24 protein-coding genes and 1 pseudogene are annotated in these 23,436 nt (G+C 62.5%); 10 read left to right on the top strand and 15 right to left on the bottom strand.

The annotated features are described in order from the left end of the window. Positions 1–17: 17 nt before the first annotated feature. The gene (locus DBV08_RS22255; protein WP_397487882.1) at positions 18–533 is read right to left on the bottom strand and encodes a VOC family protein; all 516 of its coding nucleotides are present in this window, start codon (positions 531–533) and stop codon (positions 18–20) included. Positions 534–680: 147 nt separating this feature from the next. On the opposite strand from DBV08_RS22255, the gene DBV08_RS22250 reads away from it, so the two are divergent. Both DBV08_RS22250 and DBV08_RS22245 read left to right on the top strand, forming a co-directional pair. Further along, on the top strand, positions 681–1,151 hold the full coding sequence (locus DBV08_RS22250; protein ID WP_124568857.1) for a MarR family winged helix-turn-helix transcriptional regulator: 471 nt from the start codon (positions 681–683) through the stop codon (positions 1,149–1,151). A 62-nt stretch (positions 1,152–1,213) separates the two neighbouring features. After that, on the top strand, positions 1,214–2,032 hold the full coding sequence (locus DBV08_RS22245) for an HAD family hydrolase (protein ID WP_124568856.1): 819 nt from the start codon (positions 1,214–1,216) through the stop codon (positions 2,030–2,032). Position 2,033: 1 nt separating this feature from the next. Here DBV08_RS22245 and DBV08_RS22240 read toward each other — a convergent pair whose 3' ends face one another. The 8 genes from DBV08_RS22240 to DBV08_RS22205 form a co-directional block, all read right to left on the bottom strand. Beyond that, a complete protein-coding gene (locus tag DBV08_RS22240; protein ID WP_003945464.1) occupies positions 2,034–2,921 on the bottom strand; it encodes an alpha/beta fold hydrolase in 888 nt (295 codons plus the stop codon). A 225-nt stretch (positions 2,922–3,146) separates the two neighbouring features. Beyond that, positions 3,147–3,812 carry a hypothetical protein gene (locus DBV08_RS22235; protein WP_124568855.1) on the bottom strand — a complete coding sequence of 222 codons (666 nt, stop codon included), beginning with the start codon at positions 3,810–3,812 and terminating at the stop codon, positions 3,147–3,149. Positions 3,813–3,934: 122 nt separating this feature from the next. After that, complete coding sequence (locus tag DBV08_RS22230) at positions 3,935–4,699, bottom strand: SDR family NAD(P)-dependent oxidoreductase (protein WP_124568854.1); 765 nt, start codon at positions 4,697–4,699, stop codon at positions 3,935–3,937. 146 nt (positions 4,700–4,845) lie between these two features. Next, entirely contained in the window at positions 4,846–5,898 is a 1,053-nt protein-coding gene (locus DBV08_RS22225; protein ID WP_095970967.1) for an acyl-CoA dehydrogenase family protein, read from the bottom strand. Next, positions 5,895–6,860: an acyl-CoA dehydrogenase family protein gene (locus tag DBV08_RS22220; protein ID WP_124568853.1), complete on the bottom strand. Its 966-nt coding sequence runs from the start codon at positions 6,858–6,860 to the stop codon at positions 5,895–5,897. The genes DBV08_RS22225 and DBV08_RS22220 overlap by 4 nt, the downstream gene beginning before the upstream one ends. Next, positions 6,857–8,017 carry an acyl-CoA dehydrogenase family protein gene (locus tag DBV08_RS22215; protein WP_007734181.1) on the bottom strand — a complete coding sequence of 387 codons (1,161 nt, stop codon included), beginning with the start codon at positions 8,015–8,017 and terminating at the stop codon, positions 6,857–6,859. Before DBV08_RS22215 ends, DBV08_RS22220 begins: the two co-directional genes overlap by 4 nt. Further along, positions 8,017–8,889, bottom strand: a complete 873-nt coding sequence (locus DBV08_RS22210; protein ID WP_019746945.1) for an enoyl-CoA hydratase — start codon at positions 8,887–8,889, stop codon at positions 8,017–8,019. Before DBV08_RS22210 ends, DBV08_RS22215 begins: the two co-directional genes overlap by 1 nt. Then, positions 8,886–10,427, bottom strand: a complete 1,542-nt coding sequence (locus tag DBV08_RS22205) for a FadD3 family acyl-CoA ligase (RefSeq protein ID WP_124568852.1) — start codon at positions 10,425–10,427, stop codon at positions 8,886–8,888. Before DBV08_RS22205 ends, DBV08_RS22210 begins: the two co-directional genes overlap by 4 nt. Before the next feature lie 55 nt (positions 10,428–10,482). Between DBV08_RS22205 and DBV08_RS22200 the strand changes: the two genes are divergently transcribed. From DBV08_RS22200 to DBV08_RS22185, 4 genes are all read left to right on the top strand, one after another. Continuing rightward, on the top strand, positions 10,483–11,712 hold the full coding sequence (locus tag DBV08_RS22200) for an acyl-CoA dehydrogenase family protein (protein WP_007734188.1): 1,230 nt from the start codon (positions 10,483–10,485) through the stop codon (positions 11,710–11,712). Next, positions 11,712–12,524: an SDR family oxidoreductase gene (locus tag DBV08_RS22195; RefSeq protein ID WP_003945582.1), complete on the top strand. Its 813-nt coding sequence runs from the start codon at positions 11,712–11,714 to the stop codon at positions 12,522–12,524. The genes DBV08_RS22200 and DBV08_RS22195 overlap by 1 nt, the downstream gene beginning before the upstream one ends. A gap of 76 nt (positions 12,525–12,600) precedes the next feature. Then, positions 12,601–13,272 carry a TetR/AcrR family transcriptional regulator gene (locus DBV08_RS22190; protein ID WP_095970970.1) on the top strand — a complete coding sequence of 224 codons (672 nt, stop codon included), beginning with the start codon at positions 12,601–12,603 and terminating at the stop codon, positions 13,270–13,272. A gap of 11 nt (positions 13,273–13,283) precedes the next feature. Beyond that, positions 13,284–14,432, top strand: coding sequence for an acetyl-CoA C-acetyltransferase (locus DBV08_RS22185; protein ID WP_124568851.1), 1,149 nt, complete (start codon positions 13,284–13,286; stop codon positions 14,430–14,432). A 54-nt stretch (positions 14,433–14,486) separates the two neighbouring features. Here the strand turns inward: DBV08_RS22185 and DBV08_RS22180 are convergent, their stop codons facing one another. Then, positions 14,487–14,804 carry a DUF4333 domain-containing protein gene (locus tag DBV08_RS22180; protein ID WP_124568850.1) on the bottom strand — a complete coding sequence of 106 codons (318 nt, stop codon included), beginning with the start codon at positions 14,802–14,804 and terminating at the stop codon, positions 14,487–14,489. Between the two features lie 95 nt (positions 14,805–14,899). After that, entirely contained in the window at positions 14,900–16,300 is a 1,401-nt protein-coding gene (locus DBV08_RS22175) for a cytochrome P450 (protein WP_124568849.1), read from the bottom strand. Positions 16,301–16,395: 95 nt separating this feature from the next. Here DBV08_RS22175 and DBV08_RS22170 point away from each other — a divergent pair, with 95 nt between their 5' ends. Then, the gene (locus DBV08_RS22170; protein ID WP_124568848.1) at positions 16,396–16,983 is read left to right on the top strand and encodes a TetR/AcrR family transcriptional regulator; all 588 of its coding nucleotides are present in this window, start codon (positions 16,396–16,398) and stop codon (positions 16,981–16,983) included. Positions 16,984–17,030: 47 nt separating this feature from the next. Here the strand turns inward: DBV08_RS22170 and DBV08_RS22165 are convergent, their stop codons facing one another. Next, positions 17,031–18,041: an ABC transporter substrate-binding protein gene (locus DBV08_RS22165; RefSeq protein ID WP_124568847.1), complete on the bottom strand. Its 1,011-nt coding sequence runs from the start codon at positions 18,039–18,041 to the stop codon at positions 17,031–17,033. An 81-nt stretch (positions 18,042–18,122) separates the two neighbouring features. Beyond that, entirely contained in the window at positions 18,123–19,001 is an 879-nt protein-coding gene (locus DBV08_RS22160; RefSeq protein ID WP_124568846.1) for a bile acid:sodium symporter family protein, read from the bottom strand. Positions 19,002–19,133: 132 nt separating this feature from the next. Here DBV08_RS22160 and DBV08_RS22155 point away from each other — a divergent pair, with 132 nt between their 5' ends. From DBV08_RS22155 to DBV08_RS22145, 3 genes are read left to right on the top strand one after another with little or no spacing between them, the layout of a single operon-like run. Next, the gene (locus DBV08_RS22155; RefSeq protein ID WP_003945457.1) at positions 19,134–19,406 is read left to right on the top strand and encodes a DUF2277 domain-containing protein; all 273 of its coding nucleotides are present in this window, start codon (positions 19,134–19,136) and stop codon (positions 19,404–19,406) included. Positions 19,407–19,411: 5 nt separating this feature from the next. Then, a complete protein-coding gene (locus DBV08_RS22150; RefSeq protein WP_124568845.1) occupies positions 19,412–20,833 on the top strand; it encodes an alpha/beta hydrolase in 1,422 nt (473 codons plus the stop codon). Positions 20,834–20,856: 23 nt separating this feature from the next. Continuing rightward, positions 20,857–21,348, top strand: a complete 492-nt coding sequence (locus DBV08_RS22145; protein ID WP_124568844.1) for an NUDIX domain-containing protein — start codon at positions 20,857–20,859, stop codon at positions 21,346–21,348. A 366-nt stretch (positions 21,349–21,714) separates the two neighbouring features. Here DBV08_RS22145 and DBV08_RS22140 read toward each other — a convergent pair. Together DBV08_RS22140 and DBV08_RS22135 are read right to left on the bottom strand one after the other, a co-directional pair. After that, a pseudogene (locus DBV08_RS22140) lies at positions 21,715–22,041 on the bottom strand (transglycosylase family protein); the annotation flags it as partial. 489 nt (positions 22,042–22,530) lie between these two features. Continuing rightward, positions 22,531–23,436 (bottom strand): oxygenase MpaB family protein, encoded by a 906-nt coding sequence (locus DBV08_RS22135; protein ID WP_124568843.1) that lies wholly within the window; start codon positions 23,434–23,436, stop codon positions 22,531–22,533.

Genomic DNA, 23,436 nt, shown 5'->3' with positions numbered 1-23,436 from the left:
GTGGGGGGAGCAAGTTTTCAGAGGACGTGATTGCCGTACATCTCGCCGAGCGGGTCGGCGATCAGCTCGAGTCGAGCGCCGTCGGGATCGCGGAAGTACAACGAAACCTCGCTGTGCTCGATCAGTTCGACGCCGGCCTCGGTCAGTTGGGTGCGCAGCTTTGCCCACTTGGCAGGTTCGACGCTGATCGCGATGTGGTGGAGGCCGCCGAGTACTTCTTGGTACGGGCCCACGTCGAGACCCGGGAAGTCGAAGAAGGCCAGGAGGTTGCCGTTACCGATGTCGAAGAAGAAGTGCGACGACCCGGGGTAGTCACGGTTCTCGATCAATTCGGTGAGCGGGAAGCCGAGGAGATCTTGATAGAACTTCACGGTTCGCTCGACGTCACTGCTGACCAGGGCAGTATGGTGCAGCCCGCGTGCCATCGATGATGGTCGTTTGTCAGCGGGGATCAGATGTCGATCTCTGATCTCGGCACGGCGTTCCTCGAACTGCGCTGCTTTGTCGAACTGCACTGCTTTGTCGAACTGCACTGCTTTGTCGAACTGCACTGCGTTGTTGTCGCTCATGGCGCCCGCCTCCCGATTGAACCTTCTCTTCGAACAGGTAGTTGACTGATCAACTACATTGAGAATAGATCATTTGATTTCGTTGTCAACTACTTCAGCTATGCTGGCGTCATGGAATCGACGCGGTGGTTGAGCGACTCGGAGCAAACGGCCTGGCGGGCTTACCTGGACTCGACCCGACTGCTCCAGCGTGTTCTCGATCAGCAGTTGGTGCGAGACTCCGACATTTCCTTCACCGATTTCGAACTGCTGGTCGCTCTCGCCGAAGCGCCCGGGCGACAACTGCGCATGAGTGAGCTCGCCGACGCTGTTATGGCTACGCGAAGTGGTGTGACCAGGGCCGTCAATCGCCTGGTCGGTGCCGGGTGGGTGCGCCGGGTCGAGTGTGTCGACGACAAGAGGGGCGCTAATGCGGAGCTGACCGACTTGGGTGCCGAGAAACTGGCGTCGGCAAGCCCGGCCCACGTGGCCGCTGTACGGGAGAGCATGTTCGACCTGCTGAGCCCGCGAGATGTCGAGCGGCTGGGTGCGGTCTTCGGTGAAATGCGTCGGCACCTTCTCGAGGCCCAAGCAAGTAATTGACAGAGCAATGGCCCATGCCACGTAGTTGGTGAGGGCTGCGAACGGACTGCCATCATTGTCTGGTGACCCGTATTCGTATGTTCGCAACCGACCTCGACGGCACCCTGCTGCGCTCCGACCGAACGATTTCGGCGCGCACCGCGCAGGCCATGGAGAACGCGCGGCTCGCGGGGATCGAAGTTGTGTGGGCGACGGCCCGGGCCAGGCATTCGGTACACACGTTGGCGAGCTCGTGCGGATTTCGCGGTAAAGCTGTGTGTGCCAACGGAGCTGTCATTCTCGACCTGGCGGACGGGACTCCGGAGATCGTCGACACCATTTCGATCGAAACATCTTTGGCTGCAACGGCTATGGAGCAGGTTCGCGCTCTGATTCCGGGCGTCGTGTTCGCGAACGTCGGACCCACGCAGTTCTTTGCCGAGCCGGAGTATGCCGCTCTGTGCGAGTTCGCGGACCATCACCGGCACCTGCACGAGATGGTGCTCGCCGATACGCTGCCGCTGGACGTGGAGCCGATGGTCAAGATCGTGGCCCGGCATGCCGAGGTTCCCAGCGCCGACTTGTACCGAACTGCGGTCGCTGCGGGTATCGAGGGTGTGGAGTTGACCCACTCCGGGGCCCCGTACATGGAAATGGCAGCGGCGGGCGTCTCGAAGGCCAGCGCTCTCGCGCAGTTGTGCGCGATCGACGGCATCGACGCGTCGGAAGTGGCCGCGGCCGGTGACGCCTTCAACGACGTTGCGATGCTGACCTGGGCCGGAACGGCTCTGGCGCCCGCCAACGCCAGAGCCGAGGTCATCGAGCTCGCCGACCGAATTTTGCCCACGAACGACGAGGACGGGGTGGCGAGCTACCTCGAAGAGCTGGTTGCGGGGAGCTAGTTCAGCTGCTGACGGCCTTGGGTCCGGTGCCGATACCGACTCCGCAGTCCGTCATGAATTCGGAGAAGACGCGGTCGAAGCGATCCGGATAGTCAAGGTGCGGGAAATGCCCGGCGCGCTTGAAGATCTCCACCCGCCCCAGCGGTAGTTCGGCGCGAGCGTTCTCGGTGTGGGCGTTGGGGATGATGGTGTCTTCCTCGCCCCACACCAGTAGTGCCTGCAGGTTCTTGAAGTTCGCGAAATGCGGAGTGGCATTGACGGTTTGGCCGTTGTAGTTGATGACCGATCGCGCGGTCGCCAGAAATGCCTGACGTGTCGACGCGTCCGATACCGAAGCAAAGCTCTTACGGGCCTCACTCGCGCTGGCACCGAGCTTGAACAGGCCGATCTTGTTGAAAAGTCCGAGCGCTTTGTCCGTCACGTCGGTCAACGTCCTGGACGCGAGAACGGGAAGTACCAGTTCGCTGCCGGGCAGAGTCGCCGCGCGCAGGAGTGGGCTCACCTCGGGGCCGAGTCCGCCGCTGGCCACCAGGCACAGCCGCTCCACCCGGTCGGGGAACAGGTACAGCGTCTGCATCGCGATCCCACCACCGAGGGAGTGACCGACGAGGGTGGCCGACGGAATATCGAGGGCTTCGAGGAGGTCACGAACGGTGGCGGCGTGAGCACTGAGTGAGTAGTCGCCGGCAGGCTTGTCCGACGCGCCGTGTCCGAAGAGATCAGGAGCGATGACGCGGTAGTGGCGCGAGAGCGTCTCGATCTGCGGCTCCCAGTTGGAGTGCGCGCCCAGTAGGCCGTGAATGAGCACCACAACGGGGCCACTGCCTTGGTCGACGTATTTGAGCTGGTCGCCGTGCAATACAACCGTCTGTAATTGGTCGGTTGCCATGATTGAACCTTTCGGAGCGGCCAGTGTCTGTGGCTGCTCGCGTGTTGTCGGACCGCCCCCGCCCCGACGCGGATCCACGGGTATTTGTGACCGGGAGTAACCCCAGTTCCCTCAGTATGCCCATCGAGGGGGCCGATGTCGTGGCCATCGGGCGTGTTGTGACGAACCGTGAGCCGTCGGCTGAGGGGAGACGTACAACTCACCGCCGCGTGTCGGTGCCGTTGATCAGGCGAAATCAACCAGTTTGCCGAAGGTGAGGTTGATGTCCCACGGAGTGACGCCCCACGTCTCGATGGCTGATACCGCGAAGATTCCGGCAGCCTCGATGGTGTCCTGTGAAGCTGGTGCCGAAACCGAAACACCGGCTTGTCCGTGTGGAACCTCCGGCCAGACGCCTGTGCCCACGGGTGCGGGGTTTGCTTCCATGACTGCGTTGGCCAGTCCCGATTCGTCGACGGTCGTGAAGAGGCAGTTCGGTTCGTGGGGAGAATCCCACCCGCCGAGTTCCGCGAGCCAGAATTCGCCGCGACCGGCAGCGGAGATCGCGATGGAGGCGAGTACCGCCTCGAGATCTTCCCAGGCGCCGCCGGTCGGGGCAGTCGCGGCGGTGAGCTTGAACGGTGCGGCGAGGGCAGTGCTGTCCTGTGAGGCGAAGCGCGGCTGCACGGTGAGGGCCTGGGTCTGGGGATTCAGAAACGCAACTTCTCGGAACTTGTTGTCCGGCAAGGCGGTGCGAGCTACGAGGCCCTGTCCGAGCAGTGCGCCGAGCGCGGCGGGATCCTCGACGCTCCACAAGCGGGTCTCGTCCTCGGACCACGTGCGAATCATTCCGCCGACAACAGGACTGATCAGCACAGGCTCGAGGTTCGTACTGCCTGTTGATTCGCTCACCGCTGGCTCCCCACCGCACTCCGTACCGCCGGACCGGTTCCGCGCGACCAGATAAGTATGCCGCCTCACTGCTGTGCGCCTTTATTAACCGCCGGGGGTTAATAAAGGCGCACAGCAAGTGGTCACATATGCGTGCCGCCGTCGATGCGGATTTCCGTTCCGGTGACAAACGAGCCGTCTTCGGAGGCGAGCATCGCGATCACGCCGGCGACCGCGGACGGGGGAGCGAAACCCTCGCCGATTGCCGGCGCCAACTTGCCGAGCAGCGTGAAGTCGATGTCGGCCGGGAAGCCGGGATCGGACGTCATGCCCGAAGCGATGCTGCCGGGTGCGACGGCCACGGCGCGGAGGCCCTGCTTGCTGTACTCGAGAGCGAGTGCGTGCGTGAAGGATTGGATTCCACCCTTCGACGCTGCGTACGCCGTCATGTAGGGGTGGGCGAACGTCGCCGACGTGGAACTGAAATTGACCACGACGCCTGCTCCGCTTTCGAGCAGTGCCGGCAGGGACTCCTTCGTCATGAGGAATGTTCCGGTGAGGTTGACCCCGATGACGGTGTTCCAGAAATCGAGCGTCATCTCGTGGGTGTGCGCGGAGCGCAGAATGCCCGCCGCGTTGACCAGCACGTCGAGACCGCCCAGAGCCTTGATCGCAGCGCCGACCTGTTCGCGAACAGACTCTTCGCTGGAGATGTCGACCTTCACCGTGGTCAGGCGATCGGCATGGCCTGCGTCCTTCGCAGCGTTCAATGTCTGTTCGAGGCCGGTCTCGGAAATGTCGGCGGCGACGACGGTGCCACCTTCTGCCAGGATGCGGGCAACGGTGGCCTGGCCGATTCCGGATCCTGCGCCGCTGATGAGGACGCGCTTGTCGTCGAATCGATTCACGAGAAAACTCCGGTCTGTGAGATGGACAGCTGTCTGGTGACCGATTCTGCGTGATCGAGCCGCATAAATCTGCGGAGCATTCCACTGACTGGGCGGCATCGGTGCTTGTTCACTCGAAATCCCGAGCGAACAAGCACCGAGGCGTCCTACAGACCCGCTGCCTGCGCGAGGCTCGGCAGGTAGGTGCTCGGCTGACCGAAGAGCTGAGCGCTGCCGTGTGCACGCTTGAAGTACAGCTGAGCGTCGTGCTCCCAGGTGATCGCGATTCCGCCGTGCAACTGAACCGCTTCGGAGGTGATCTGCTGCAACGCTTCCGAGCAGTACACCTTCGCTACCGCCGCGTCGTCCGCCGACTGCGTCGCCACGGCGGCGTACGTCATCGACCGCGCCGTCTCGACCAACGTGTACATGTCGGCCATCCGGTGCTTGAGGGCCTGGAAGGAACCGATCGCGCGGCCGAACTGCTTGCGCGACTTCGTGTATTCGACGGTCTGTTCGACGATCGCCGCGGCCGCTCCGACCTGTTCCGCGGACAACGCGATCAGAACGACGGTTCGGATGCGATCGACCAGATCTTCGGACCACTGCAGTGGACGACCGCGAACACCGGAGAACGTGACCTCTGCCAGCGTTCGCGTGGGATCCATGGTGGGGACGCGTCGGCGGGAGACGCCCTCGGCCGCGGGATCCACTTCGTAGAACCCGTCGGCTGTCAGAACGAGCAGGGTGTCTGCGACGTGGCCGTCGAGGACGTACGACGCCGTGCCGGTCAACGCATCCTCGGTTGCCTCGACGCCGAAGGTGCTCCAACCTGTGGCACCTGCCCAGCACAGGGCCAGCGTGCTCTCGCCGGATGCGACACCGGGCAACAGTCGCGAGCATGCGTCGTTGTCACCGGAAAGCAGCAGTGCCTGTGCGGCAAGAATCGCCGAACCCAGCATCGGTGACGGGGTCAGCGTGCGGCCCAGTTCCTCCTGGACCACGTGTACCTCACCCAAACCTGCTCCCACGCCGTCGAACTCCTCGGGAATCGCCAGCGCGGCGACGCCGATCTGCTCGCACAGCTTGCTCCACAAGGCGGCGTCGTAGCCGATCTCTGTGGTGATGGCAGCGCGGACGGCAGCGGAGTCGGAATGCTTGCTCAGGAGATCGCGTACCGACGCGCGCAGTGCTGCCTGGTCTTCGGTGTCGATGCTCATGATGCAACCAGAGCTTCGACGACGCGTGCGCGGTGCTCGGACGGTGTGCCCCACGCGGTGAGCAGTGCTCGTACCTTGGTGAGCCACAGGGAGAGATCGTGTTCCATCGTGTAGCCGATGGCGCCGTGAACCTGAAGTCCGACGCGAGCGGCCTTGTACGCAGCATCCCCGCACGCGACCTTGGCCGCCGAGATGTCACGGGAAGCGTCGGCCGACTGATCGCGAACCGACAGAGCGGCACCGTGGAGCAGGGGGCGAGCCATTTCGAGGGAGACGGCAACTTCGGCCAGGTGGTGCTTCATTGCCTGGAACTGTCCGATGACCTTGCCGAACTGCTTGCGCTGCTTCGCGTATTCGGTGGTGACCTCGAGCAGTGTCTGGCCGAGACCCTGCAACTGCGCGGCAGTGGCAAGCGCGCCCATGTCGAAGGCGGCCGAAAAGTCGGCGGAGCCCAGCGATTCGCCGGCAGAAACCTCGTAGAGCTTGCGGGAGAGATCTACCGATGCCTTGGCTTCGCCAGGGACGCCGAGTGATACGGAGCCGTCCTGCACGAGCAGAACCAGATCCACCGCATCGGCATCGAGCGCGAACGGTGTGTGTGGGGGAGCGGCGACGGTTGCCAGCGAACCCTCGGCGAGAGCAGAGAGACGTTCCGGTGCAACCGAAGCCAGGAGCGTCGGTGCCACGGCGATCGTCTCGACAACCGGTCCGGGTACTGCGTGCCGACCGAGCTGTTCGAGAGCAACGACCAGGTCGACGGCGTCGGCGCCGAGTCCGTCGTGTTCTTCGGAGATGACGAGGCCGTTGACACCGGTCTCGGCAAGGCGCTGCCAGAGCTTCTTGCCCGGCTCGGTGTCACCGTCGTTCCACGAGCGGATGACGGAGGGCATGTCGGACTTGGTCAGCAGTGCATCGATGCTTGCAGCGAAGTCCTGGTGGGAGGAGTCGAGCGCGAATCTCATCGGTCCGCCTTCGGTAGGCCGAGCAGACGCTCGGCGATGACGTTTTTCTGAATCTCGTTGGTGCCTGCGTAGATCGGGCCGGACAGGGAGAACAGGTATCCGTCCATCCAGTTGTCGGCCAGCTCGGCTTCCGGGCCCTGCAGTTCGAGAGCGGTCTCGTGGGTGGCGATATCCCACTCGGACCAGAAGACCTTGTTGATCGAGGACTCGGCGCCGAGTTGTCCACCGTCGGCGAGCCGGGTGACGGTACCGAAAGTGTTGAGCTGGTAGGCGCGAGCACCGATCCAGGCGTCGGCAACCTGGTTACGTAGAGCGCTGTCGTCGGTTCGTCCGCTGGACTTGTACAGCTCGAGCAGGCGGTCGACGGTGGCGAGGAAACGGCCGGGGCTGCGCAGCGAGAGGCCGCGCTCATTGCTCGCGGTGCTCATCGCGACGCGCCAACCTTCGTTGACGTTGCCGATCACACCCGACTCGCCGGGGTTGGCCGGGTCGTCCGGAACGAAGACGTCTTCGAGGAAGATCTCGGCGAAGCCGGGCTCGCCGTCGAGCTGATCGATCGGGCGAACGGTGACGCCCTTCGATCGGAGGTCGAACATGAAATACGTGATGCCCTTGTGGCGCTGCGCATCCGGATCGGAGCGGAACAAGCCGAAGCCCCAGTCCGCGTAGCTTGCGCGTGAGCTCCACGTCTTCTGACCGTTGAGCAGCCAGCCCCCGTCGACCTTCTTCGCACTCGAACGCAGGCTGGCGAGGTCGGAACCCGATTCGGGCTCGGACCAGGCCTGGGCCCAGATGTCGTCGGCACGAGCCATGCGCGGCATGATGCGAGCCAACTGCTCGGCATTTGCATGCTCGAACAGTGTGGGAGCCAACAAGAAGATGCCGTTCTGGCTTACTCGGCCGGGCGCGCCCGAGCGGTAGTACTCCTCCTCGAAGATGACCCATTCGAGCAGGGACGCATCGCGTCCGCCGAGTTCCTTGGGCCAGGAGACGACGGCGTAGCCGGCGTCGGCGAGAGTGTGCTCCCACTGACGGTGCTCTTCGAAGCCTTCGGCGGTATCCATCGACTTCAGGGGAGTCGCGGGCACATTCGCTTCCAGGAACGAGCGAACCTCGTCACGGAATGCGGTTGTGGCGTCGTCGAATACGAGATCCACTAGTTTGTTCCTTCCTGCGGTGCGCGAGCACTGGCAGCCATGGCTTTGGCGTCGAGACCACCAAGCGAGTCTTTGCCGACCTCGGCGTTGTGAGCGTGAGCGAAGTGATGCAGACCGAAGACGGAGTCGATGCCGTTGCGCATCCCCATCTGGTCCTCGCACTGGTTGACGGCCTTCTTGGTCAAAGCCAGTCCGAAGCGCGGCATCTCGGCGATACGTCCGGCGAGCTCGAACGTCTCCTTCTCGAGATCCTTGCGGGCGACGACGCGATTGACCATGCCGATTTCGTAGGCGCGTTGCGCGGTGAAGCGATCGCCGGTGAAGAGCATTTCCTTCGCGAAACGTGACCCGACCATCCACGGGTGCGCGAAGTATTCGACGCCGGGGATGCCCATGCGGACAACGGGATCGGAGAAGAAGGCGTCGTCGGCCGCGACGATCATGTCGCAGACCCAGGCGAGCATGAGCCCACCGGCAATGCAGGCGCCTTGCACCATCGCGATGGTGGGCTTGGGGATCTCCCGCCAACGGCGGCACATGCCCAGGTAGACCTCCATCTCGCGGGCGAAACGCTGGTCACCGCCGGGCTTGTCGACGTGATCCCACCACATGGTGGCCTTGTTCTCGTACTCGACGTGATGGTCGCGTCCCGGAGTTCCCAGATCGTGTCCGGCGCTGAAATGAGGTCCGTTGCCTGCCAGGACGATCACTTTCACGTCGTCGTCCTCGACGGCGCGCTGGAAAGCCGCGTCGAGTGCATACGTCACGACCGAGTTCTGGGCGTTGCGGTAGTCGGGGCGATTCAACGTCACGACGGCGACCGAGTCACGAACCTCGTAGGTCACGACGTCGGCTTCGAAGGGAACGGTCATGACTGTTCCTCGCGCAGAACCGTTTTGAGGACCTTGCCCGAAGGGTTACGGGGCAGGTGATCGACGAAGCGTACTTCGCGGGGCACCTTGAAGCCGGCGATCTTCTCCTTGAGGAAGGCGATCACCGACTCTTCGGTGAGGCCGGCACCGTCGAGTTGGGCGATGTAGACGCGGCCCACCTCGCCCATCCGGTGATCGGGGATGCCGATGGCGGCAGACTCGTGGACGCCGGGCAGGCGAGCCAACATGCCCTCGATCTCGGCGGGGTAGACGTTGAATCCGCCGCTGACGTACATGTCCTTGAGGCGGTCGGTGATGTCGAGATAGCCACGCTCGTCGAGGGTTCCGACGTCTCCGGTGTGCAACCAGCCGTCGGCGTCGATTGCCTTGGCGGTGGATTCGGGGTCGTCGAGATACCCGAGCATGACGTTCGGTCCACGAAGCAGGATCTCACCCTGATCGCCGATCTTGACCTCGAAATCGGCTGTCGCGCGGCCGGAACTGGTGGAGACGGTGACCGGGTCGTCGTCGGTGCGGCACATGGTCGCAACCACGGCTTCGGTCAGACCGTATGCCGTGAGGACGGCGTCGAAAAGCTCTGCCTGCATGCGCTCGACGAGAGCAACCGGCACGGGTGCTGCGCCCGTGATCGCGATGCGGAGCGAGGACAGGTCGTATTCGCTGCGGCGGGGGTGATCGAGGATGGTCTGGTAGATCGTCGGGGCGCCCGGCAGGATGCTGATCTTCTCGCTGTTGACCAGCGCGAGGGTGTCGTCGATGTTGAAGACGGACACCGGCACGATCGTCGCACCGTTCAACAGGCAGACCAGGATTCCGGCCTTGTAGCCGAAGGTGTGGAAGAACGGGCTGATGATGAGGAAGTTGTCGTCGGCGGTGACCTCGGCGCATTCACCCCACGACTTCGCGACGGCGATGGACTGACGATGCGCGGTGATCGCACCCTTGCTACGTCCCGTGGTGCCGGAGGTGAAGAGAATGTCGCTGACGTCGTCGGGCTGTACCTTCGCAGCACGCGCGTCGGCATCGGTGCGAGCGGCGTCGGTGGCGAGCGCGAGGAAGTCCTCGAACTCGATGACGCCGTCACGGTCGTCGTTCCCGTCGATCGGTACCTGGATGACGGTGGGGATCGACAGGTCCGGGTTGGCGTCGAGCAACTGCTGGTACCGATCGGCCTTGAGGAACGTGCCGACGACCACCAGGGCAGCTGCGTCGACGCGCTCGATGATGTCGAGCGCTTCCGTGCCGGTGTATCGGGTGTTGATCGGGATGATGGCTGCTCCGGCGTACTGAGCGCCGAGCAGGGCGATCACCCAGTGGTACGTGTTGGGCGACCAGATGACGACGCGGTCGCCTGCCTTCACCCCGCGGTTGATCAGTGCGCCGGCGAAATCGCGGACGCGCTGATGTAGCTGTGCGAAGGTCAGTCGGGTGTCGCCATCGGCGATAGCCGCGCGCTCACCGAACTCCTCGGCGGCCCGGATGAGGGCTGATGGGATGGTTCTCGGTTGTTCGGTCACTGGACTCCTACCTGACACGCTACCTAGCAAGTGCTTGGTAGGTTATCTTACATATGTGGACCAGAGCGAGAGCCCGGACGGGCAGATGACGGACGACGAGTTTGCGGCCACGGTCGCGCAGTGGTTGGCCGAGAACTTGACGGGCAAATTCGCCCAGCTCAAGGGTAAGGGCGGCCCCGGCAGTGAGCACGAGTTCTTCGAGCAACGACTCGAGTGGGACAAGCACCTCGCAGCGTCGGGGTGGACGTGCCTCGGGTGGCCGAAGGAGTTCGGCGGGCGGGGAGCAAGCATCTCCCAGCAGGTCATCTTCCATCAGGAGTACGCGAAGGCCGGTGCGCCCGCTCGCGTCAGCCACATCGGTGAAGAGCTGCTCGGCCCGACGCTGATCGCGTACGGCACCGACGAGCAGAAGCGCCGATTCCTTCCTGGCATCAACACGGTCAGCGAACTGTGGTCGCAGGGCTACTCCGAGCCCGGCGCCGGTTCCGACCTCGCGAACGTCTCCACCACCGCACGCCTCGAAGACGGCAAGTGGATCATCAACGGTCAGAAGGTGTGGACCTCACTCGCTCACGTCGCGCAGTGGTGCTTCGTGGTCTGCCGCACCGAGGTGGGCTCCAAGCGTCACCAGGGGTTGAGCTTCCTGCTGGTCCCGTTGGATCAGCCCGGTGTGACAGTTCGGCCCATTCAGCAGCTCACCGGCACATCGGAGTTCAACGAGGTCTTCTTCGACGACGCCGTCACCGACGCCGATCTCGTGGTCGGGGAACCCGGCGAGGGCTGGAAGATCGCGATGGGGCTGCTCACCTTCGAGCGCGGTGTGTCCACGCTCGGACAGCAGATCGGATTTGCCCGCGAGCTCCAAGGCGTCGTCGACCTGGCGAAAGCCAATGGCAGCGACCAGGATCCGCACATCCGCGAAAAGATCGCCCGCGCGTGGGTCGGACTGCGCGTGATGCGCGCCCACGCGATGCGTACTCTCGACGCGGTCGACGCCGGAACCGGTGGCGGAGAAGCGTCCGTCGCAAAACTGTTGTGGGCCAACTGGCATCGTGATCTGGGACAGCTGGCGATGGACGTGCAAGGTGCGTCGTCGTTGGTTGCACCGTGGGCCGATTCCGAAGGCAATGCCTCGGACATCACCGATCCCGAGCATCTCGAGCTCGACGAGTGGCAGCGCCTCTTCCTCTTCACCCGCGCCGACACGATTTACGGCGGCTCCAACGAAATTCAGCGCAACATCATTTCCGAGCGCGTGCTCGGTCTTCCCCGAGAGGCTCGTTAATGTCTGACACCAAAGCCGCGTCCCCGCTTTCCGTTGCGCCGGAGGAAACCCCGGGCCACGGACTGCTCGCGGGCAAGAAGGCGATCATCACCGCCGCAGCCGGAACCGGCATCGGCTTCTCAACTGCACGCCGGGTGCTTCTCGAGGGTGGCGACGTTCTCGTCTCCGACTTCCACGAGCGTCGGCTCGGGGAGACGGTGGAGAAGCTGAAGGCCGAATTCCCCGGTCAGCAGGTCGAGTCGATCATCTGCGACGTGTCCAGCACCGAGCAGGTCGACGCGCTGTTCGTCGGCGCGGCCGAGAAGCTGGGGCGTATCGACATCGTCGTCAACAACGCAGGCCTGGGCGGTGAGACTCCCGTCGTCGACATGACGGACGATCAGTGGGATCGCGTTCTCGACATCACCCTCAACAGCACCTTCCGTTCGACGCGCGCCGCGCTGCGGTACTTCAAGAGCGTTCCGCACGGCGGTGTTCTGGTGAACAACGCGTCCGTTCTCGGTTGGCGCGCGCAGCATTCTCAGGCGCACTACGCCGCAGCCAAGGCCGGCGTCATGGCACTGACTCGGTGCAGCGCCATCGAAGCAGCGGAGTACGGAGTCCGGATCAACGCGGTCTCACCCTCCATTGCGCGTCATGCGTTTCTGGCGAAGGTCACCAGCGAGGAACTGCTCGACCAGTTGGCCTCCGGTGAGGCCTACGGCCGCGCCGCGGAGGTCTGGGAGATCGCAACGGTCATCGCGATGCTCGCCAGCGATTACTCCACCTACATGACCGGCGAGATCGTCTCCGTTTCTTCGCAGAGGGCCTAGCGTCCCCGTGCGCGGTTAAGGAGTCCCTGGACTCGCTGACCGCGCACAGGGGAGGGCCCTGGATAGGATTGAATACATGACGCCACCTCGAAATTCCGACGAATCAACCGGCAAGTCAGGGCGCCGCGACGAACTGCTCGAGATCGCGGCCGGGCTGTTCGCCGATCGCGGAGTGCGCGCGACGACGGTCCGCGATATCGCCGACGCCGCCGGGATCCTCTCCGGCAGTTTGTATCACCATTTCGATTCCAAGGAGTCGATGGTCGACGAGATCCTGCACCAGTTCCTCGACGAACTCTTCGGAAAATACCGCGAGATCGTCGCGGCGGGGTTGGACAGTCGCGCGACGCTCGAAGCTCTGGTCGTGACTTCGTACGAGGCCATCGACGCCTCACATTCGGCTGTTGCGATCTACCAGGACGAGGTCAAGCACCTCGTCGGGAACGAGCGCTTCGCTTACCTGGCCGAGCGCAACACCGAGTTCCGGGACCTGTGGGTCGGCGTCCTCGAAGCCGGCGTCGCGGACGGGACCTTCCGGTCCGACATCGACGTCGAATTGGTCTTCCGCTTCATGCGCGACACCGTGTGGGTCGCGGTTCGCTGGTACCGCCCGGGTGGATCCCTCTCGGCTCACGCCGTCGCGGCTCAATATCTCGCGATCGTGCTCGACGGGCTATCCGATCCGGCAACAACTTCAGACGCTATTGCTGAATCAACTTCAAGAACTATTGCTGCACAACGAAACTAGGAGCTAACGCTATGTCCGAGGTTTACATCGTCGACGCCATTCGAACACCGATCGGCAAGAGGGGCGGCGCGCTGTCCGGCGTGCACCCCATCGATCTCGGTGCACACGTCGTCAAGGCACTGGTCGAGCGCACCGGTATCGATCCCAGTGACGTCGACGACGTGATCTTCGGTTGCGTCGACGCCATCGGCGGCCAGGCCGGCAACATCGCCCGCATGTCCTGGCTCGCAGCGGGATTCCCGGAGCACGTACCCGGTGTGACGGTCGACCGTCAGTGTGGTTCGAGCCAGCAGGCAGTGCACTTCGGTGCTCAGGCCATCCTGTCGGGCACCGCGGATCTGATCGTTGCCGGCGGCGTTCAGAACATGAGCCAGATTCCGATCTCGGCAGCGATGATCGTCGGTCAGCAGTACGGATTCGACACGCCGACTTCGGGTTCGGTCGGTTGGACCGAGCGTTACGGTGACCAGGAAGTCTCGCAGTTCAAGGGCGCCGAAATGATCGCCGAGAAGTGGGACATCAGCCGCGAAGAGCTCGAGAAGTGGGCACTGCAGAGCCATGAGCGCGCCAAGGCTGCAATCGCCGCGGGTCGTTTCGACAACGAGATCGTCGCCATGGGTGACGCGACCGTCGACGAAGGACCCCGCGAGACCAGCCTCGAAAAGATGGCGACGCTCAAGGTTCTCGTCGAAGACGGTCGCATGACCGCAGCGGTGGCCAGCCAGATCTCCGACGGCGCGAGTGCGCTGCTGCTGGCGTCGGCGGAAGCGGTGGAAAAGTACAACCTCAAGCCCCGCGCCCGGATTCATCATCTCAGCGCTCGCGGCGACGACCCGATCTTCATGCTCAGTGCGCCGATCCCGGCCACGAAGCATGCTCTCGCGAAGGCCGGTCTGAGCATTGAGGACATCGACCTCGTCGAGATCAACGAAGCTTTTGCCCCGGTCGTCCTGGCCTGGATCAAGGAAATCGGCGCAGATCCGGCCAAGGTCAACGTCAACGGCGGCGCGATCGCACTCGGCCACCCGCTCGGCGCGACCGGTACCAAGCTGATGGCCACGCTGCTCAACGAACTCGAGCGCACCGGCGGTCGTTACGGCCTGCTGACCATCTGTGAAGGCGGCGGCACCGCGAACGCGACGATTATCGAGCGGCTCTGACGCCTTGCTGTGCGCCTTTATTAACCGCCGGCGGTTAATAAAGGCGCACAGCAGTTAGTTGTTCGGCACATCCGCGACCTTGATATCGAAGTTCGCACTTTCACCGTCAACGCTGGTCACGGTAGCTGTGACGTCGTATTCGGTGCCCTGCTCGGTCAGGATGCACGTGATCGATGCGCCGACTTCGGCGTCGAGGTTCTCCGGACACGTCACGTCGTCGGGTGGCTCGCCGATCTTCTCCGCGAGTTGAGTGGAGATCTGACTTGCGACTTCGGACTTGTCCACTTGCGGCGTCCCGACGCTTGCCGAGCACGCTCCCGTGGCCAATGCCGCCGAGAGTAGAACGATTCCAACTGCAGGCCTCTTTGCCATGTGAACTCCCAGAGTGCGCCGGTGCTTGCTGCTGCCAGCTTGGATTACCGCATTTGGGACTGTTCAACCGACTTACTCGACGCAGTTTTCCGAGGTCAGCGTCGGCGGACCGTCACGTTGAAGCCTTCGGGCATCAGGGTGAGCCGTTCGGCTACCTTCAACTCGTAAGCCGGATCAGCTTCGATCGTATATTTCTGCAAGATGGTGCCCAATACGAGGACCGCTTCGTGAATGGCGAATTGTCTTCCGATGCAGGCACGTTCACCGGTCCCGAAGGGTTTGTACACGTGCGCCGGCCTGGCTTTGATGTTGGCGGGCAAGAATCGATCCGGATCGAACGCCTCGGGATCGTTGCCCCACACCGGATCGCGATGAAGTGAGGGGATGAGGACGAGCATCCAATCACCCTTCTTCATCGGATACTTGCCGACGAGCGTGGTGTCTTCGAGTGCCGCGCGGCCGTAGGCGGGAGCGGTCGGCCACAGACGCAACGATTCGTCGAGGACGCGTCGCACGTATCGAAGTTTCGCGATCTTCTCGAAGGCGGGTTCCTCACCCTCCCACACCTTGTCGACCTCGGCTCGAGCCTTGGCCAGCACCTCAGGGTTTTGCGAGAGGTAGTAGAGCGCGAACGACAATGCGCCGGAGGTGGTTTCGTGTCCGGCGACGAGGAAGGTCACGACCTGGTGGCGGATGTTCAGTTCGTCGACACGGTTGGGATCGTTTTCGCGTGCCGCCCGCAACATCAGTTCGAGGAGATCTTCAGGCCCCGGTTCGGTACTTGTCCGCCGGGCACGGATCACTTCGTCCACAACCTCGGCCATGTACGCCTTGCGGACCTCGTCACGTTGATCAGCGCGACGCGCGAGCACTCGCCCGAGGGCGGTCGACTTCAGGAACGTCGTGCGCTGCGAATGGGAGAGTGCGCCGACCATTGCCTTGACGAACGGGTGCTGCTCTTCACGTTCGAAAGAGTCGAACGAGTAGCTGAATCCAGTGCGTCCGATGGTCTCCAGTGTCAGCTTGGTCATGTCAGCGGAGACGTCTACGGGGGAGTCACTTTCACGACTGTCCCAGTGGTCGACCAACTCGCCGGCCACGTCGAGCATGGTGCGGTGGTACGAGCGCATCGCAGTCTGGCTGAACGTCGGTGCCAGGAGATTGTGCGCCTTGCCCCAGTTGGGCTCATGGTTGTACGCCGTGAACAGTCCGTCGCCGCCGATTCCGCGTAGCGCTTTGACCCCGGGTGCGAGGTGTTTCGCGAACCGGGACTCGTCGGACAGTTCTGCCACCATGTCCGCGCCCGAGGCGAAGACGAAGCGATTGCCCAGGACGTTTCTTTCGAAGATCGGCCCGAGTTCTCGGCCGATGCTCACGGAGTTCTGCAGAGGCGTCCGGATGTTGATCCCGAGGACGTCGCCGAGAACTGGCAGGCGCCACGCCGGATGCGGGATCCGAGCATCGGTCGTCGCCTCTGGAGTGGTGTCGACGCTCATGATGTGTCCCCCGGGTGAGATCGCTTACTGAATTGGTGTCTAGTACGCAAAGTACGCCTTACTGAATCGGTGTCAAGTAGTAATCTGACTTGCCTATGGTTGCACCACGAAAACGCCTGGACCGAGAGCAGCGGCGCACGCAGTTGCTCGACATCGGCGCGCAACTTTTTGCCGACCGCTCGTACGAGGACGTGTGGATCGAAGAGGTCGCCGAGATTGCGGGCGTCTCGCGCGGGTTGATGTACCACTATTTTCCGACCAAGCGAGACTTCTTCGCCGCAATCGTCGAGCGCGAATCGCAGCACCTGCTCGAGGTGACCGCACCCGACGCGTCGCTGCCGGTGCGCGAACAAGTGGCAGCCGGGTTGGATGCGTACTTCGCGTACGTGAAGTCGCACAGCAGGGGAGTGCGCGCCATCAACGTGGGCACGCTCTCAGCCGAGGCCGGCATCCGAGCGATCGTCGAACGGGAACTCGAACAGCAGCAGATTCGAATCCTCGACGCACTGGAATTCGAGGGCGAAAAAAGACAGATCGCTGCCGTCGCAGTGCGGGGATGGATCGCTTTCGTCCGGGCCGTCTGCCTCGACTGGCTCGATCAACCTTCGATACCGCAGGAAGAGTTGAGAGTGATCTGTCTGCGGACCCTCTCCGGAGCATTGGGTATCGACCTCGAAACGTGAAATGCCGACCGCTCGGGAGCAGCCGGAATCTCTACGAACAAGTCCGACTAGTCGAGCGTCGAATAGAGTTCGTCCCAGCCCTTGGCTACGTACGTGTTGGTGTAGATGGATCCGTAGTACGTACTGCCGTGCAGAACGGTGACGTTCCCGGACTGCACGGCTGGAAGTCGTTGCCACAACTTGTTGTCCGAGAGTTGATCGAAGGTGGTGTCGCTGCTGTCGGTGACGGAAACCATGAACGCGTCGCAATCGCGAAGGCGATCCATCTCCTCGATGCTCAGCCGTCCCTGATTGTCGAAACCGGTTGTTTTCAAAGTTCTTCCGCCGATGTCGGCGAGCGTCATGTCGGTGGGTTGGCGATTCTTCTTGCCAGTTTCCTCCGACACGGGAAGGCTGTCGATGTAGATCGTGGCCTTGTCCGGACTGTAGGACAAGCTTGCGACGGTCTTTCCCGCGATCGCCGAAGCATGTCGAGAGCGAATGTCGGTGATCAGAGCGTCGTAGTCGGTGATCAGGCGATCCATGGTGGGTGTTCGACCCAACCAATCGGAGAGGTGGGTTAGGTTCTCCCGCCACGTTTGCTTCGATTCGGTCGTCAGGACAGGAGCGATGGCTTGAAGCTTTGCAGCGGGCCAGTACTCGTTGTCGGCGTTGACGCAGATGATGAGATCGGGTGCGAGTCCGAGGATCTGCTCCAGATTGGGCTTGTCGCTGAGGTATTCGGCCGAGTCGTCGACGGGAACCCACTCGGTGGCGGGTGAGATGTTGTATCCGAAGACCGGTAGTTCGAGGGCAATGGCGAGCTCGAGGTCGGTTCGGGCGTCGACGGCCAAGACCCGCTTGGGGTTGGTCGGTATGTCGTAAGTTCCCAACGGCGTGGTGACGGTGCGCATTTGAGCGTCATCAGAGGCATTTGAACCGTCGCTGGAACTGCAGGACGACAGAATTGTTGCTACTGCTGCCATTCCGGCTCCGATGCCGAATCGGCGACGGGTCAGTGCGTCGACTAGTTCTTGCCAGGCGCGTTCGTCCGGCACGGTAGGTGTGGTGGTCAGCATTCTTCGATACCCTTCGGTCTGAGTCCGTATCGATCGTAGGGTCGGCGATACCAGACCACCTATATCGAAAACCGCCTTATCTTAGTCGATTTCGGCCAATGTCCGTGACTTGCGGGTGATGGTGGCGCCGAAGGCCGCGGCGAGCGGGAACATCAGAACGCCGTACACCGCCGCCGGTACTGCCAATTGCACATTGTCGAGAAGACTGACGGCGATGGTGATCGCCAGCGTGCTGTTGTGGATGCCGATTTCCATGGAACTGGCGATGGCTTGTCGGTCCTCGATGCCGGAGAACCGGGGAACGACGTAACCGATCGAAAGGCTCAGCAGACAGAACAACGCAGCGACGGCGCCGATGTCGACGAGATAGTCCGCGATGTTCTCGCGTTCGGATACAACCGTTCCGACGATCACCAGTGCCAGAACCACCGCAGATCCGATGCGGACGGGCTTGTCCATGCGCTCGGCAAAGGCGTTCGAGCGCAATCGAACCCACATTCCGAGGGCGACAGGAATCAGTACGACGGCAAAGACCTGAAGTACCTTCGTGAACTGCAGTCCGAGGGTGCCGTCCGCGTCTTCGGGTTCGAAGTACCCCAGCGCGAAGTTGGTGATCAGTGGAAGGGTCACCACCGCAATCACCGAATTGACCGCAGTCAGTGTCACATTGAGAGCAACATCGCCGCGGAACAGATGGCTGAACAGGTTTGCCGTCGTGCCGCCCGGTGATGCGGCGAGAAGCATCATGCCGACGGCGAGCAGAGGGTCGAGGTCGAACAACCTGACCAGGCCGAAGGCCGCAGCCGGGAGCAACAACAACTGACAGATCAGGGCAATCGAGACGGCTTTCGGCGCTTTTGCCACGCGGGCAAAATCTCCGACCGTCAAGGAAAGCCCGAGGCCGAACATGATGATGGCGAGTGCGGCGGGTAGGCCGACGGAGGTGAGTGCAGAGTCCATGAGTTAGTGGCTACTTCCAGTCACTGGGGGAATTTCACTGAAACTACCGTGATGCCCGAATCTGCGTGGCAGTTTGGATACATTGATGTATCGAACCGTGACGGCGTCGGTGAGCAGGGTTATCGTCGAATTATGTGCCGAAACATCACTGAACTTCGTGGACTCGAGCCCGCAGCTACGCCGGAGGAGATCGAGGCAGCCTCTCGCCAATACGTACGTAAGGTGAGCGGGATAGCCAAGGTGTCCGACGCCAATCGAGACGCCTTCGAGCAAGCGGTGCGTGAGGTAACCGAAACGACGACACGCCTGCTCAGCGCCCTGCCGCCTCGTAGACAGCCGCCGCAGACCGTCCCGCCGTTGCGTCGCCCGGAAGTACAGGCTCGGATCGCTGCTCGTTCGTCCTGACCCGAGTGGATCTCACAGATATCGACGTATGGGACGTCGAAGCCTTGGATCAGCTGTCCGCTGGGTTGGAAGGCGTTCTGGTCGCTCACCGCGTCCGCGACATCCGTCGACGACTGACCACTCTGCGCAAAGAAGCCGTCGCCGACGACTTGCATATTCGTCAGGACGGAACCGTCTCTGCCGTTGCGCCCATCGCCGACGGTCACCCGCTCCACGTGCACGCCCAGTTGCTCGAGGTTGCAGTGCGAGAACTGATCGGTGAGGCATTGCTCGTCAGCGCGGATCTTCATCATGCGTTGTCGCTGCGGTCCCAGGTCGGCACCGACCTCCGTGACAAAGCTGTGCGCGTGGGGGAGGAGTGGCGAGCGTTCAGCCCTGATCGGCAGCGTCAGATGTTGCGCCACGCACCCGATCTGATCGCCAACCTCGACGGAATTCCTGCAGCGGTTCGCAGTCCTGCCAATCTCGATCGGATTCAATCGGAACGCGCACGGCTGCAAGATGATTCGGTGCGAATCTCGCAAGAACTTCACCGAGAGTTCTTCGGCGGCAGACTGAGCAACACCGGGGCCGGCCAGTGGTACGCCGAACGTAAACTCGAGGATTTGGACGCGCTCGACGAGTTGTTCCATGCCGAACCTTGTCGACGATTGCTGCTGATGGACATGCGCTCGGGTGAACGAGGCTTCGCCGCAATTGCGATCGGTGATCCGGACACCGCGGATCACATCTCCGTGACGATTCCTGGATTGAACACCAACGTCAAGGACTCGATGCGCGGAATGGTCGGCGAGGCAACACGATTGCGAGCCGAGGCGATGCGCCAACTCGAACTGGCCGGCCGAAGGGAAAGCGTGGCCACCATCGCCTGGATCGGATACGACGCGCCACAGGTGATCGGGCCTGGAAAGTTCGACATCGGTCGGGCCAGCTTCGACGTCAGTCGATCGTCCAAAGCAGGCATAGCCGCCGACGCATTGGGCAGCTTCTTTCACGGCCTTCGTGCTGCGTCGGTCAACGACCGCGTCCACATCACAGCGCTGGGCCATTCCTACGGATCGCTCGCGACTTCTCTTGCGCTGCAGCGCGGAGCCAGCGCAGCAGTCGACGACGTGGTGTTCTACGGTTCGCCCGGCGTGCGGGCCAAGGTGGAATCGGACCTCGGTATCGCCGACCGCCACGTCTACGTCATGAAAGCGGAAGGCGACAGCATCGCGGGGTTCGGCCGTTTCGGCGGCGATCCGACGCGCACCGAGTTTCATCGGTTGTCCACGGCTGAAGGAGTCACCCCGGACGGGGTCAAACACGAGCGGGCTTTCGGGCATGCGGAGTACGCGAGGACCGGGGACAACGGAGAACTGCGGATGTCCGGCTACAACCTTGCGGTTGTGGTTGCAGGGTTGCCGGAGTTGGCCGTTATGGCCTGACCTGCCGCCTTACAGTGGCACTCATGCATCTGAGGCATTCGGCCAGGGGGTTGGTCGTTGACGACCAGTCCCGTCTTCTGCTCTATCGATTCATCGCACCCGGGGGCGGGCTGACGGTCTGGTGTCCTCCGGGCGGAGGCTTGGAAGGAGACGAAATCCCGTCCGAGGCGCTCGCGCGCGAACTGGACGAGGAGATCGGCTTGCGCGACTACGGCGCCGCCACCCATGTGTGGCATGAGGAGATCCGTGATCCGACAGTATTGCCGGGTTGGGACGGTGCGATCAACGACTACTTCCTCGTGCCGGTGGAGGCTGCATTCGAGCCCTGTGGGTCGTTGGGGCGCGAAGCGCTTGCCTCCGAGTTTGTCGAGCACTTCGAGTGGTGGAGCGTTGACCGCCTTCTGTCACACGAAGGTCGAGAAGTGTTCGGGCCACGAGATTTACCCGACCGCTTCGCCTGCCTGGTCAAGAATGGGCCACCGAGTTCGCCGGAACGGTTTGTTCGGTCGTTGTAAGGGCTGCGAGGCAGTGGTTGCAATCGAGCCTTTGGGCATCGAAAGAGGGTTAAGCTGGGGTTATGGAGCACTATGTGCGCAAGGAACCCATCCCGTCCGCGTCTACGGCGGCGCCGGTCACTTCGGGTAGCCGGGTCCGACGGATGCTCCAACGATGGTGGATGCGGCTTCGTGGGTTGATGGGTGACAGTAAGGCCAGCCGGTACACCTCGCTCGCGCCGCGGCATCCTGATGGATCACGCACTGACGTAACTTCTTTCAACAGCAGTGGCAGCGGAAGATAACTGTCGGTTGAAAAGACACTGCCCGGTGTTCGTCGNNCGACGAACACCGGGCAGTGACGCATTACGTGAGCTGGAATCAGCGGAGGTACTGTCCGCAGACCGGCCACGCGCCGGCGCCCTGACCGGCGAGGACGTTTTCCGCGACGCGGACCTGTTCTGCCTGGCTGGCGTTGGCGGCACTGCCCGCTCCGCCGTAGGCTTCCCACGTGCTCTGGCTGAACTGGAGTCCGCCGTAGTAGCCGTTTCCGGTGTTCGCAGCCCAGTTGCCCGAAGATTCGCATTCCGCGACACCCGACCAGTCGTGGGTGGCTGCAGATGCGGTGCCGGCGGTCAGTCCGACGGCTCCGGCTGCGAGAGCTCCGGCTGCGGCGACAGAGGCAAGGGCACGGGTAACGGTGGTCTTGGTCATTTTTTGTAAATCCTCTCGAGTCCCGCCGACGGAGGACGGTGACCGTCTCAGCTCCGCTCCCACCACTAGGAATGTTGTCGAGTCCGAACCGCGGGGTGGGACGGGCGGTGGCGATTCGGTAATGCCCGGTTGATCGGGCTGTCACCAACCATAAGAGATGATTACGGATTGGTCACGGGTCGGCGTGTCGACACATGTTTGTGCAACAGAAATGCATCAAAGAGTGTTTTCCCAGGTTGCGTGGCGATATGCCACCTCTCATGGCGTTACATAAACGAGATAAAGTGTGATGCAAGTCACTTCAAAAGCGCCTCGACGGCGTCGCTGCGCGGCGAATGTGTCGCTCGATCGGCCCGGTTTGTCGGCTTTTCGACCCGATTTCAGTCGCTCTGGAACCCCTGTCCAGCCGTGATCGGTTGTCGACCGACCGACCCGATTTACCTGCAGCGCAGCAGAATTGAAACGATCATCGCGCTGCCGGTCCTGGGCTCAAACGAGATTCTTGCTCGCCTTGATCCGACGGCGAATGTCGCGCATCTGAATGGTGTTGCCGGCCTGACGGATGGAGCGTGGGATGAACCTGTTGACGAACGACACGAAAATGAAGAGGTGTTCGAATCGGCGGCGATCGTCTTCGGTCCATTCGAGGTCGAGTTGGTCGCGGTAGATCGGTGGTAGGAATCCGACCGTCAGGAACCGCAGCAAGTTTCGGAACACCAGGCGTATCGGCCACGCGATCATTCGAAGGTTGACGAGGTCGACCAGATACTGCTTGGTGCGTTCGTCGATGACGACGCGTTCGCAACCGAGGTTCCAGTAGCGCTCGAAGTCGGCGCGGGTGGCCGGCCACATCTCCTCGGTGACCTGCAGCGTCGTTCCCAACGTTGACGCGGACTGATAGAACGATTCCGCCTGTTCTTCGGACATCTTGCCGTGCAGCAACTGATGACTGTCTTCGAAACCGATGAACAGGCATGCAGCAACCCATAATTGGAGTTCGCGATTGAAGGCGTTGTACTTGACCGGGCTGTTTGAATCCGACTTCACATGTCGGTGCACCGAGTTCACGGCCTCGCGGTAAGCCTTTCGCTCTTCCTCGTTACCCAGGATCGCGACCGTCAGGTACTGCGTCGTGGTTCGTGCGCGCTTCCACGGATGCACTGTCAGAGCACCCGATTCGACCTTGCTCTCCATGACGCCGTAGGCGACCTCGGGCCAGCCGAGCTGCAGGATGACGTTGGCAGCGGCACCCGCGAACGACCAGAAATCGAGTGCGTCGGTGATGTGTGCGGGTTTACGGGCCCACCGCCTACGCTCGGCCGTGATGGTGATGCGTGTCTGATCGGTTCGAAGAGACGACTCGGACTTTTCCGAATCCAGGTAGTGAGTGGGCAT

The sequence above is a fragment of the Rhodococcus sp. KBW08 genome, from assembly GCF_003852455.1.
GTDB lineage: Bacteria > Actinomycetota > Actinomycetes > Mycobacteriales > Mycobacteriaceae > Rhodococcus_F > Rhodococcus_F baikonurensis.
The sequence above is the reverse complement of the archived record's forward strand: the minus strand, read 5'-3'. Positions and strand labels throughout refer to the sequence as shown.